At 33.4% G+C, this 13,634-nt stretch carries 11 protein-coding genes; 4 read left to right on the top strand and 7 right to left on the bottom strand.

Annotated elements, in window-relative coordinates:
- Positions 1–22: 22 nt before the first annotated feature.
- From BM239_RS03920 to BM239_RS03905, 4 genes are all read right to left on the bottom strand, one after another.
- The gene (locus BM239_RS03920) at positions 23–1,024 is read right to left on the bottom strand and encodes a vWA domain-containing protein (protein WP_092206776.1); all 1,002 of its coding nucleotides are present in this window, start codon (positions 1,022–1,024) and stop codon (positions 23–25) included.
- A 2-nt stretch (positions 1,025–1,026) separates the two neighbouring features.
- Complete coding sequence (locus BM239_RS03915; protein WP_092206317.1) at positions 1,027–2,691, bottom strand: hypothetical protein; 1,665 nt, start codon at positions 2,689–2,691, stop codon at positions 1,027–1,029.
- Between the two features lie 15 nt (positions 2,692–2,706).
- On the bottom strand, positions 2,707–3,573 hold the full coding sequence (locus BM239_RS03910; protein WP_092206316.1) for a DUF58 domain-containing protein: 867 nt from the start codon (positions 3,571–3,573) through the stop codon (positions 2,707–2,709).
- 102 nt (positions 3,574–3,675) lie between these two features.
- Positions 3,676–4,677, bottom strand: coding sequence for an AAA family ATPase (locus tag BM239_RS03905; RefSeq protein ID WP_092206315.1), 1,002 nt, complete (start codon positions 4,675–4,677; stop codon positions 3,676–3,678).
- 222 nt (positions 4,678–4,899) lie between these two features.
- On the opposite strand from BM239_RS03905, the gene BM239_RS03900 reads away from it, so the two are divergent.
- From BM239_RS03900 to BM239_RS03890, 3 genes are read left to right on the top strand one after another with little or no spacing between them, the layout of a single operon-like run.
- Complete coding sequence (locus tag BM239_RS03900; RefSeq protein ID WP_092206314.1) at positions 4,900–5,763, top strand: aldo/keto reductase; 864 nt, start codon at positions 4,900–4,902, stop codon at positions 5,761–5,763.
- A 41-nt stretch (positions 5,764–5,804) separates the two neighbouring features.
- Positions 5,805–6,563, top strand: coding sequence for an SDR family NAD(P)-dependent oxidoreductase (locus BM239_RS03895; protein ID WP_092206313.1), 759 nt, complete (start codon positions 5,805–5,807; stop codon positions 6,561–6,563).
- A 47-nt stretch (positions 6,564–6,610) separates the two neighbouring features.
- Positions 6,611–7,741, top strand: a complete 1,131-nt coding sequence (locus tag BM239_RS03890; RefSeq protein WP_092206312.1) for an ATP-binding protein — start codon at positions 6,611–6,613, stop codon at positions 7,739–7,741.
- Between the two features lie 225 nt (positions 7,742–7,966).
- Here the strand turns inward: BM239_RS03890 and BM239_RS03885 are convergent, their stop codons facing one another.
- The 3 genes from BM239_RS03885 to amaB all read right to left on the bottom strand — a co-directional run bounded on the left by BM239_RS03885 (position 7,967) and on the right by amaB (position 12,371).
- Positions 7,967–9,157 (bottom strand): DUF1501 domain-containing protein, encoded by a 1,191-nt coding sequence (locus tag BM239_RS03885; protein ID WP_092206311.1) that lies wholly within the window; start codon positions 9,155–9,157, stop codon positions 7,967–7,969.
- An 11-nt stretch (positions 9,158–9,168) separates the two neighbouring features.
- Positions 9,169–10,545: a DUF1800 domain-containing protein gene (locus BM239_RS03880; RefSeq protein WP_092206310.1), complete on the bottom strand. Its 1,377-nt coding sequence runs from the start codon at positions 10,543–10,545 to the stop codon at positions 9,169–9,171.
- 272 nt (positions 10,546–10,817) lie between these two features.
- Positions 10,818–12,371, bottom strand: a complete 1,554-nt coding sequence (amaB, locus tag BM239_RS03875; RefSeq protein WP_092206309.1) for an L-piperidine-6-carboxylate dehydrogenase — start codon at positions 12,369–12,371, stop codon at positions 10,818–10,820.
- Between the two features lie 121 nt (positions 12,372–12,492).
- Between amaB and BM239_RS03870 the strand changes: the two genes are divergently transcribed.
- Entirely contained in the window at positions 12,493–13,572 is a 1,080-nt protein-coding gene (locus tag BM239_RS03870) for an isoaspartyl peptidase/L-asparaginase family protein (RefSeq protein WP_092206308.1), read from the top strand.
- The last annotated feature ends 62 nt before the right edge of the window (positions 13,573–13,634 follow it).

Here is a 13,634-nt window from a genome sequence, read left to right as displayed (position 1 = left end):
TTAATTTTTATTAAATTTTAATTTACACAAAACTCCTAAAAATGGTAACGCGTAATAGGACTTCTAATAATAGTAAAATACCTGCTAAAAACACAAGTGGTCTAAACAGTTCTTGATAATTATAAAATTTAAACTCTTCTACTTCTGTTTTTTCAAGCTTATTAATTTCGTCATAAATTGCGCTTAATTTTTCATTATCAGTCGCACGAAAATATTTTCCACCCGTAGCATCTGCAATTTCTTGGAGCAGTTCTTCATCAATTTCCACTTGTACATTTCCATATTGAAGTTTTCCGTTTATCATAGAAACTGGTGACAAAGCCATTCCATTAGTTCCTAAACCAATGGTATAGGTTTTTATTCCAAATTCCACTGCCAATTCGCTGGCAATTTTAGGATCAATAAATCCAGAATTGTTAACACCATCGGTTAATAATATGATAACCTTACTTTTAGCTTTGCTATCTTTTAATCGGTTTACTGCTGTTGCCAAGCCCATTCCTATAGCTGTTCCGCCTTCAATAATGGTGTTGTATTCTATACTTTTCAAAGACCGTAACACAATGGCTTTATCGCTAGTAATTGGTGTTTTAGTATAACTCTCGCCTGCATATTCTACTAAACCAATGCGGTCATTTGGCCTGCCTTCAATAAATTCTGCAGCCACTTCTTTTAACGCTTCTAAACGATTTGGCTTTAAATCTTTTGCCAACATACTTGCCGATACATCAATAGCCATTACAATATCTATACCACGCGTAGTTTTTGTTTTCGTACTGACATCCACCGATCGTGGCCTTGCCAAAGCCGTTATTAATGCTGCCAAAGCTAATAACCGTAACACAAATAAAATGTGCTTAAATTTTGGTAGTATAGATGGTGTGACTTTAAAGCCCTTAAGACTAGAAATTTTTAGTTCGGCAGTTTGCTGCTTGTGTTTTAAAACATACCAAATTATAGCAATAGGTAAAAGCAACAGCAACCAAAAAAACTGTTTATGTAAAAAATCGATTCCTTCCAACATCATCATTCTATATCAGGTTTTAGTTCTACGGAATTTTCAATACGCTCAACCATTTCAGCTGCATATTCATCATCTTTTTGCCAAATAATAATAATTTGCTGAATGATATTCTGTGTTGTAAAATGCAACAATATGTATTCACCTTCCACAAAAGAATCTGAACTTCCAATTGGGAATTGCGCATAACCAAAAGTTTTTAGTCCTTCGGCATTATTTGGAGTTACAAATTTTTCGTTTTTAACAATGATATTTGTGACACCTTTGTTTTCTAAATCCTGAATGGCTTTTTCAGCTACTACTACTAAATTAATAGAATCTTCAGGTTTCTGGTTTTTTAAAGTAGCCGTATTTAAGGTAATATTTAAGTTACTTCCTAAATTGCCATAATTAAAAGTTGTGTAATCCACTTGAGCATTTTTGTTTTGAACAGAATCTATTTCAACCCGTTTTAAAACTTTAGGTGTTGATATTATAATGGGTGGAAAACCATAATCACTGCGTACCCAATTGCCCTCTAATAATTCCAAACTGTTATTTCCCAGCAAGGTGTCTTTTACATAATTGAAACCATATTTTAAGCCAAACCCAACAAATGTGGCTACCAATAGCCCCACAACCACCAAGGCAGAAATAACTATTTTTCGGCGTTTCTTTTTACGCTCTTGAGCCTCCTTATATTGTTCGTCTAGCAGTTTTTCTTCTTCTGTTGGTTCTGGTAAAACTTCTTTTACATGATCTATTTCTTCATCAATTGTTTTTCTATCAAATTTGGCTAATTCTTTATCTGGTGCTGATTTGGCGAATTTTACTAAATCGGCACGTTTAAAAATACTTTCTAGATTTTTAATGGTTTCCAGACTTAAATCAATTTGATTGCCGTCTTTTAATAATCGTAAACGGGAAATAAGCTCATCGGTGGTACTTTCTAAAGCGTGATCATAGACCTTTTCATCTAAATAACGACGGATGGCTAGGGTTAATTCAGAATAGTATTCTTTATAGGCATCTTCCTCTAGATATCGATGCTCATCCAACTGTTTCAAGGCTAGTTTTGCACGATCGTAAGGAGGTAATAAAGCTATTTTTTCTTCTTCAGTTAGTGGTTTTTTACGCCAAACAAACCAATATAATAAAGCTGCTACTAAAGCAATAGCTAGTAAAACAATCAGTAATGTTTTCCACCAATTACTACTACTTTTTTCAACTGAAATAATAGGTTTTATACCATATAATCCTTGTTGGGTAGTATCAACCTCAACAGGATTCACAAAAACTTTAAGCGAATCTGTAAAAAGCGTTTGATTGTTTATAATAATTTTTTGTCTTGGAATGGTGTAGGCTCCAGAGTCGAATTGGGTTAATCCGTATTTTTTTATCAAATTGAATTTTGCCGCATTTTTAGTGGTATCAATTGCGTAAGACTCTATAATTTCTAAAGGTAAAAATGTAGCGCCTTCAGGAAACACAACTAAATCTGTAGTATCTGCTTCTACTTCAATTTGAAAGGTAATTTCTTCGCCAATTTTAATTTCAGAAACATTGGCAGCCGATTTTACTTGCGCTACAGAAACCGCCGAGAAAAGAAATAAGATACAAGAAAAAACAACCGTTAATGGTAAACCAAAAACGGAATTTCTATGTCTATTAAATCGTAAATATGGGTTCATAAATTGTAATATCAATTAGCCTCTTTGTTTAAAATAGCCTAATAATTTTTTAACATAACTCTCATCAACACGACAATCAATAACACCTGCTCCAGATTTGGAAAAGCTTTCTTTAAAATAAGCAACTTGATCTTTATAATAGGTACTATATCCTAAACGAACACGTTTTGATGCTGTATTTACCAACATACGTTTACCCGTTTCTTGGTCTAGCATTTGCACCATACCCAAATTAGGCATATTTTCTTCATGTCTGTCATACACACGAATACCTGAAATGTCATGACGTCCAGCAGCAATTTTCAGGTTGTGTCGGTAGTCGTCTGCCATAAAATCGGAGAGCATAAAAACGATAGCCTTTCGTTTCATAACATTGGATAAGAATTTTAATGCTTCTGATATATTAGTTTGTTGACTTTGTGGTTTAAATTCAATGAGTTCACGAATAATTCGTAAAACGTGTGAGCGTCCTTTTTTGGGTGGTATGTAAAGTTCTATAGCATCTGAAAATAGAATTAAACCTATTTTATCATTATTTTGAGTGGCTGAAAATGCTAAAGTTGCTGCAATTTCGATTACTATTTCATTTTTAAACTGGGAATCAGTTCCAAAAAATTCAGAACCTGAAACATCTACCATTAACATCATGGTTAGCTCGCGTTCCTCTTCAAATACTTTAATGTGTGGTTCGTTGGTTCTGGCGGTAACATTCCAGTCAATATTACGAACATCGTCTCCATATTGATACTGGCGAACTTCACTAAAAGTCATACCACGACCTTTGAAAGTAGAGTGGTATTCGCCTCCAAAAATATGATCAGACAACCTACGTGTCTTAATTTCTATTTTTCGTACTTTTTTTAGTAATTCTTTAGTATCCATCGCTTCAGTAAACAGTGTTCAGTCGCAGTTTTAAGTTTTTCTTGTATTCAAATTCCAGCAGACCTTTTACAGTTTACTGTAACTAAATACTGAAAACTCATGTTACGGTACTTCAATCTCATTTACAATTTTGCTAATAATATCTTCTGAAGTTACGTTTTCCGCTTCCGCTTCGTAAGTTATTCCAATTCTATGACGCAATACATCATAAATTACGGCACGCACATCTTCTGGAATTACATAACCACGACGCTTGATAAACGCATAACATTTTGCTGCAGTTGCCAAGTTAATACTTCCACGAGGCGACGCTCCAAAAGAAATAAGTGGTTTTAATTCGGCTAATTTATATTTTTCAGGATAGCGTGTTGCGAAAATTATATCAAGAATGTATTTTTCTATTTTTTCATCCATGTACACCTCACGAACGGACTTTTGTGCTTGTAAAATTTGATCTACTGAAACAACTGGTTTTACTTTATCGAATGCGCCTTTAAGATTGGCTCTCATAATGAGTTGTTCGTCATCAATTTTTGGATAATCGATAACTGCTTTCAGCATAAAACGGTCTACTTGTGCTTCAGGCAGCGGATAGGTTCCTTCTTGCTCAACCGGATTCATAGTTGCCATTACTAAAAATGGTTTATCTAACACAAAGGTTTCATCGCCAATGGTAACTTGCTTTTCCTGCATGGCTTCTAATAAAGCCGACTGTACTTTTGCAGGCGCACGGTTAATTTCATCTGCTAACACAAAATTGGCGAAGATGGGTCCCTTTTTTATTTTAAAATCGTTTTCCTTCATGTTATAGATAAGCGTACCAACAACATCTGCAGGTAATAAATCGGGTGTAAACTGGATTCTACTAAAAGACCCATGAACAGCTTGAGACAGTGTATTAATAGCTAATGTTTTTGCTAAGCCTGGCACACCTTCTAGTAAAATATGGCCTTGACCTAATAAACCAATTAGCAGACGTTCCAACATGTGCTTTTGCCCAACAATTACTTTGTTCATTTCAAACATTAGTAATTCTATAAAAGCACTTTCTTTTTCAATTTTCTCGTTAATAGACGCAATGTCAATTGTACGCGTATCTTCCATTCTTTTTCAATTTAAAACACCCTAAAATAATGGGCTTATTTAAGATTGCTAAATTGTTAAAATTTTTGCTTTCATGCTGTTAATAATTGGTTAAAAATTAAGAGGTCTTTTTAAAGTGAAATATTAAAAATTTAACTATTTATTTAAAAAAACAAACATTCTAACGATTAAATTGCATGGTATTTTAAATAAATTAACAATCAATACCAATAGCATAACAGAATGACTTATTCAAAAATTATTGCTGGGACAATGACTTGGGGTCAATGGGGAAAATCACTTTCAAAAAATGATATGATGGCGCGTTTAGACCATTGCCTTAAAGAAAATATAACCACGTTTGACCATGCTGATATTTATGGCGGCTATACTACTGAAAACGAGTTTGGACATGCGTTTAAAGAATCAAATATTCGCAGAGAAGCTGTTCAATTTATTTCTAAATGTGGTATTCAATATATGAGTACTAACAGGAATAACAGCGTTAAACATTACGATTATAGTAAAGAATATATTTTTTGGTCTGTCGAGCAGTCACTCAAAAACCTTCAAACAGAATATTTAGATACCTTATTATTACATAGACCAAGCCCATTAATGCAACCTGACGATATTGCGGAAGCAATTATTAAACTTAAAAAGGACGGTAAAATTAAACATTTTGGTGTTTCTAATTTTTCAGCAAGTCAAATAGCCTTACTTTCAAAATATATTCCTACTACTGTTAATCAAATTGAATTTTCACTCACGCAACACAAAGCCATGCATGATGGCACGTTGGATTATATGCAATTACACCAAATAAAACCCATGGCTTGGTCACCATTAGGATGTGTTTTCAAAGATAATACCAATCAGACACTCCGAATTAAGAAGCAATTAGATATACTATCTGAAAAATACCAAGCTACTCATGATCAATTACTTTTAGCATGGATTTTAAAACACCCTAGCGGCATAACACCTGTAATTGGAACCACTAATTTAGAACGTATTACACAGGCACAGCAAGCAACAAAAATAGATTTGGAAATAGAGGATTGGTTTTTAATTTTAGTAGCTTCACAAGGGCATAAAGTTCCTTAATAATTTACATTAAAATTAAAAACAGAAATAACAAACTAAAGATGATAAATAAAACTGCCTTAATAACAGGCGCAACAAGCGGAATTGGTCGTGCTACAGCTCACGAATTTGCTAAACACGGTATTCACCTTATTCTATGTGGTAGGCGTCAAGACCGTTTGGATACCATAAAAAGTGCCCTCCAAAAACAAACGGAAGTTCATACATTAAATTTTGATGTGCGTGACCTTAAAGCTGCACAAACCGCTTTTGAAAGCTTACCAGTAGAATTCAAACAAATAGATATTTTAATTAACAACGCTGGAAATGCCCATGGCATGGATACCATCCAAGACGGAAATACAGACGATTGGGATGCAATGATGGATATTAATGTAAAAGGGTTATTATATGTAAGCAAACTAATAATGCCACAAATGATTACACGCCAATCTGGGCATATTATTAATATTGGCTCATCGGCTGGGAAAGAAGTATACCCAAAAGGGAATATTTATTGTGCTAGTAAACATGCTGTTTTGGCTATTACAGAAGGTATGCGAATAGATTTAAACCCATATGGCATTAAAGTCTGTGCCATAAATCCTGGACTAGTAGAAACCGAATTTTCACAAGTCCGTTTTAAAGGTGGAGAACAAGCAAATTCCGTTTACAAAGGCTATAAAGCATTACAACCAGAAGATATTGCAGATATTATTTATTTTACCATTAGCAGACCAGCTCATGTAAACATTGCCGATTTGTTAGTGTTTCCATCGGCTCAAGCCAGCAGTACGATTGTTAAAAAGGAGTTTAACTAAAACCTAAAAAAACTTCCTGATATTTATTGGGATTCGCGATAAATACCATGTTAAACAAACGCCTCCTCATAAAAAACTTACTGGCTCACAACGATGAGAACAGTTTCTATGATAAAAAGCGTCAAATAGATATTAGTCTCAAAGAAGGAAAAGCTAAATTTTTAAAACATATTTGCGCACTTTCCAATAGCAATCCTAAAAACAATTCTTATATAGTAATTGGTGTTGAAGATGAAGACAGCCAGATTATTGGTGTTGATTTTTTTGATGACAGTAAAATACAAAACCTCATCAATGCGTATTTAACCAATCCACCAATTGTTCAATATGAAAATATTTCGTTTCCGCATTTACCAGAAGATAAAGTAGTTGGATTGGTAACTATTAGAGCAACAGGAAAAATAACATCACTCCGAAAAAACATTTGGAAATATTATGGTGGTGCCGTTTTTTTTAGAGATGGCAGCATTAGCATGCCTAAAGTTTTTGATATAGAAATTACCGATGTCAACTCTCATATTGTAGAAGCTATTGAAGCACATTCTCAAAACAATATAGCATATACTCTAGATGGTGTTTTTGATTTTCTAAAAAACAGAAAAGACTACAATCCACAATACAAGGTTTTTAAAGAGTATTTTGTGGTTTGCTGGGCTGGACAGAAAAAAGTAGTCAAACATGAAACATTTTATTCTAGAGTAGATATTGAACTTATAAATGAACAAGTCCGATTATTTTATTCTGCCTTAGATGAAGTTTCTATATCATTTACTGAAGATTCCTTTACAATTGTTGAATATATTAATTTAGGGTTGCAAAAAGCTTTTAGATATTATCCGTTAGAGAAAACTACCATTTGCTTTTCAGAGCAAGGAAAATACAGCATTACCAGTAAGCTTATTTTTAAACCACCACAATATGATAAGAAAGTATTACATCATATTTACAATGCTAATAATGCCCTATTAGAAAAAATAAAAAATGAACACGTTTTATCAGATAATGAACTAATTGATTTAAAAAATTTACCCGCAACCTATTTAATTTGCTATTTAAATGATTTTGAAGAAGCCATTAACAAACTTATAGATGCCAAGTTACTACTGAAAATTTATCCTGAAATATACTTACTTTATAAGCAAACCATGCGAATTTTAAGAAAAGTACAATACAATTAATGTTAGTTACACATCAATACATACCAAGAATAAAAAATATGTTACCAGTTATGTATTTCTAAATCTATTAAAACTATTTTTAATTAAATTTGTAATGCTATTAATCAACTAATACACAAGAGCCTAAACAGAAGTATTTTTACTTTTGAATAGGCTTTTTGCTTTTATAATTGGTTATTTAACCCAAACTAATTGCTTACTGTTTCTTAATTTCTGGTACTACCGTTATATAAAATCCAAATGATTAAACCTGTTGTTTAAAATAGGTTCGGCATCTACATCCAGCCATGTATTTAAAACGGTTGCATAAATGGCTCTAAAATCAATTTCAAATTTTATATCACCTTGATCATCTAAATCGGAGAGACTAGCTAACGGATTGTAGACACCAGGTTTTTTTAATTTATTTCCAATAACAAACACATTGTTTGCGGTACCATGATCTGTTCCATTACCTGAATTTTGTTTTACACGCCTACCAAATTCCGAAAAAGTTAAAATCAATGTATCATCAAAAGTACCATGTGCTTTTAAATCGTTTACAAAAACTTCCACAGTTTCAGCGTAAGTTTTTAATAGTTTACTGTGCGTATTTACCTGATTCACGTGGGTATCAAATCCATCTAAAGACGCATAAAAAACTTTTGTTTTTAATCGTGAATTAATAAAAGAAGCCGTTGTTTTTAATTGGTAAGCAAGTCCATTTTTTGGGTAATCTATAGAGCTGTTTTTAATCGTGTTCTTTTCATGGATATATTTTGCCGATGATTCTGCTGCTATCATCGTCTTATACAAATACCCCAAATTATGCTCACTTAAATGCGTGTCTTCATTTTGTTTGGTGACTTGTTTAATAAATGGGTCTTGAGATAGTTGATAAAATGTATTTGGATTTTCAAATGCCATTCCACTCAATTTTTTCCCTTGTAAAGCTAGTGACAAGCTTTCGTTTAATTCGATAGCATTATAAGGTTCATTTCCATGTTGATCTAAAAAACGACCAATCCAACCATTTTTATAATACGTATTGGACGGACTAGCAGTTTGCCATATATCTGTGGCTCTAAAATGCGATCTGTTTGGGTTTGGATATCCAACATTATTAATTATGGATAAAAGACCTTGATCGTACAAACGTTTTAAGGGTTTTAAGGCGCCATGGAATGCTAAATCATCTGTAATGGGAATCAAATCGGGACGTTTTAAAGCCAATTTTGGTCGCGATCTATAATAAATATCATTTTGAAAAGGTATAATTGTATTCAACCCATCGTTTCCACCAGAAAGTTGGATTATTACCAACCGCTTATAACCTAAATTACTAGAAAGGGTATCTTCAAAAGCCCTTATAAAACTAGGAATAAAGAATAAGCTACTCGCTAATGTTGTATTTTTTAAAAAATGACGTCTGTCCATATGTATACATTTTAGCACATTTGATATTCAGGTAAAGACATGAGTTGTATGCATTGGTCTTTAATAGAAATTTTTTGCAATTTATTTATGTAGTCATTGGTTTGCTCACGCAATGGTGGCACAATTAGCACCTTTTTCATTTCTGAAAAGGTTAAATTTTTATATTCGGAATTAAAACGTTTCCAGTTAATTTCTGTGTTTGTCAGTTTATTTTTAGCTATCCGACGGTAGTAATTTTGAAAAGCATCTGAAAAATCGCCTTCCTCTTTTACTGAAATCACACCATCGTTCAATAGTAAAGAGGCTAATTTTAAACGCATTAAAATAGTATTACTATTAATCCAAGATTGTCCGCCTTCCCAGCCAGCTACATTGGGAGGATGCAATAAAATCTGGCCTAACATTCGCTGAAGATAAATTACATCTTGCCAGTTTTGAAACGCTAATGATGTTACTTTCTGAATTCCAACTAATAACTCAATTGGCGATTTTATTTTAGTACCAATATGCTTCTCATCATAAAACCAATCTGACATAAATATAAAACGCATTACCGTTTCAATATTATAGTCTGGATAAAATACAGCCGTCATTTCTTCAATATGAGTTTTATTGGGCACATCATTAACAAAATAACGGTACAATTTTTTACAGATAAATTGGGCACATTGTTTTTTTTCTAGAATCATATCAATTACCATATCACCATCATATCTCCCAGATTTATTAAAAATGAATTTGAAATCAGCATTATGCTGTTTTTCATTAAACTGGAAATTTCCTTGAAATTCAAAACTATATCCCGTAAATGCTTTTGCTGCCTCTTTTACATCATCTTCCGTATAATTTCCAACACCCAATGTAAATAGTTCCATCAGTTCTCTGGAGAAATTTTCATTTGGTTTATCCTTTTTATTCTGCTTCAAATCCAAATATTTTATCATTGAAGCTTCTTTAGAAATAGCTTTAACAAAATCCCCAAAATTCCCTAAAGCATTTTCTCGTAATGTATTATGGTATTTTTGAACATGAAGGATATTCGTGTCTTGACAAACAAAATGATTGGCCCAAAAAAGTAACATTTTTTCTTGCAGTACACAGGGATTATTAACCATTCTTTCCACCCAAGCGCTATTTAATTCTCGGACTTTTACTGCTGATTTTTCTCTAAACAAACGTTTCTCTTTAACATTCATTTTTAGATACTTTTCTCTGGTAATATTTTCAAAATAAGAGGTGTCAAAGGTTAAAGGCGATGTGTGCTGTGCATTATAAAATAACTCATCAACCAATTCCTTCCTGCTTTTGCCAGAAAGTCGTGCCAATTGCTTTGGGAGAAGTCCAAAACCTGCACGCCAATATAGATGTTGAATGTGTTTATCCGTCATTACTTTAAGCCTTTCTCTATAAAATATACGACTTCAAACACAAAAAAGACGCCAAAATTTTAAGAATTCGGTTACTTTACCAAACTATTAACAAATTAAGTAACTTTTGAAAAATGAAAAATCCGTTGTTATTTAACAACGGATTTCATCCAGCAAAAATATAGTATCACCTATTTAAATTTTTAGATATGACTTATAAAACCATAAAAAAAGTCGCTTCAATTCTAGCATTTAGAACGAAACGACTTTTATTATTTTATAATTTGAGTTGATTATAAATCGAATTTAATACCCTGTGCTAAAGGTAACTCATCAGAATAATTTACTGTATTTGTTTGACGACGCATATACACTTTCCAAGCATCAGATCCAGACTCACGTCCACCACCTGTTTCTTTTTCACCACCAAAAGCACCACCAATTTCAGCACCTGATGTTCCAATGTTTACATTAGCAATACCACAATCTGAACCTGCAAATGATAAGAATTTTTCAGCTTCTTTCATCTCGTTGGTCATAATTGCAGAAGATAATCCTTGAGCTACGCCGTTTTGTTTATCAATAGCATTTTCCACATCACCTGAATATTTCATTAAATATAATACAGGTGCAAACGTTTCATGTTGTACTATTTCAAAATGATTTTCTGCTTCAATAATAGCTGGTTTAACGTAACAACCACTTTCGTACCCCTCACCTTCTAAAACACCACCTTCCACTAATACGGTTCCGCCTTCAGCTTTAGCTTTTTCTATAGCAGATAAATAAGTATTTACAGCATCTTTATCAATTAATGGTCCAATGTGGTTTTTCTCATCTAATGGGTTACCAATAGTTAATTGTTTGTAGGCACCAACAATAGCATCTCTCACCTTATCATAAACCGATTCATGGATAATTAATCGTCGTGTTGACGTGCAACGTTGTCCACAAGTTCCTACAGCTCCAAATACAGCACCTGGAACTACTACTTTTAAATCGGCAGTTGGTGTGATAATAATGGCGTTATTTCCACCTAATTCTAATAATGATTTTCCAAAACGTTCTGCAACAGTTACACCTACAATTTTACCCATTCGTGTAGATCCTGTAGCAGAAATTAATGGAATACGTGTATCAGTCGTCATCATTTCACCAACCTTGTAATCTCCATTTATAATACAAGAAATACCTTCTGGTAAATTATTTTCTTTTAATATTCCAGCTATTATATTCTGGCAAGCTACAGAACATAATGGTGTTTTTTCAGAAGCTTTCCAAACGCAAACATCACCACAAACCCAAGCTAAAGCGGTATTCCAGGCCCAAACAGCTACTGGGAAATTAAATGCTGAAATTATACCAACCACACCCAAAGAATGCCATTGTTCTCGCATAACATGACCAGGGCGTTCCGATGGAATTGTTTGTCCGTTTAATTGTCTAGATAATCCAACGGCAAAATCGCAGATATCAATCATTTCTTGAACTTCTCCATATCCTTCTTGAAGGGATTTACCCATTTCAAAAGATACTAATCTCCCTAGAGGTTCTTTTAATTCACGTAATTTATTACCAAATTGACGAACTATTTCACCACGTTGTGGTGCTGGCATAGCCCTCCAAACCGGAAAAGCAGCTGTTGCAGCATCCATTACTTTTTCATAATCTGCTTTAGTAGTTGTTTTAACTTTAGCAATTAACTTTCCATTTACTGGTGAAATACTCTCAATAACATCACCACTTGAAAAATTATTGGAACCTGTTGATGTTCCTTCATTTATATCTTTAACACCTAATGCTTTTAAGGCTTTTTCAATTCCGAAATCTGTTGCAACTGCTTGCATAAATCTATTTTTTTTAATTATTATTCTTACTATTTGCGAATATACTAATAAATGTGGCCTTACTAAAGGGAAACATCCTAAAAATTGTTAACTTTAAGTTCTCATTTAATTGAAATTAACCATGAAAAACACCCTCCTTTTAATAGCCATCTTCGTTTTATTTTCTACATGTAAAAACAAAGAAGAATTAAACGCTATTTCACACAAGCAACATAAAACAACTGTTGATAGTACTAAAATTAAAGTCAACGAATTTGCCATTGTTATTCATGGTGGTGCTGGTACTATTTTGAAAAAAAATATGACTCCAGAAGATGAAGCAGCCTATAAAGCCAAACTTGAGGAAGCTATTCGTATTGGACATAAAATTTTAAGTGAAGGCGGTAGTAGCTTGGATGCCGTTGAAAAAACAATTACAATTTTAGAAGATTCACCGCTATTTAATGCTGGAAAAGGTGCCGTGTTTACCCATGCCGAAACCAATGAATTGGATGCATCCATCATGGATGGAAAAACTTTAAATGCTGGAGCATCAGCTGGAACAAGAACAGTAAAAAATCCCATAAATTTAGCACGAGCTGTTATGGAAAACTCACCACATGTCATGCTATCTGGTTCAGGTGCCGAAACATTTGCCCAAGAACAAGGGTTAACAATTGTAGACTCTACTTACTTTTTTACGGAGAACAGATTTAATAGCTTAAAGCGAGTAAAGGAACGTGAAGAGGAAACAAATAAGAAATCAGCGTTTTATGATGGCACTATTAAAGATTCTAAATTTGGAACGGTGGGATGTGTGGCTTTGGATAAAAATGGCAATTTAGCAGCTGGAACCTCAACAGGTGGAATGACCAATAAACGTTGGGGACGCATTGGCGATGCACCAATTATTGGGGCAGGAACCTATGCCAACAATAATACTTGTGCCGTTTCTAGTACTGGTTGGGGCGAATTTTTTATTCGTGCTATGGTAGCTCATGATATTTCAGCTTTAATGGACTACAAAGGTTTATCGCTCCAAGCAGCAGCACGTGAGGTCATCCAAAAAAAAGTTCCTGAACTTGGTGGTGATGGCGGGATTATTGCGGTAGACAAATATGGCAATTTGGTTATGGAATTTAATACAGCTGGCATGTATCGTGCATCTATGAATGACAAAGGCAAATTAACCATCGGTATTTATAAAGAAAATGATAATTAATGGTTTTAACAATGATCCTAACAATTAGAGTTTTCTGATAAAAAATGTTAGAAAAACACATT

The organism is Algorimicrobium echini (genome assembly GCF_900115185.1).
GTDB lineage: Bacteria > Bacteroidota > Bacteroidia > Flavobacteriales > Flavobacteriaceae > Algorimicrobium > Algorimicrobium echini.
Note: the sequence above shows the minus strand (reverse complement) of the source record. Positions and strands in the feature narration are given on the sequence as shown.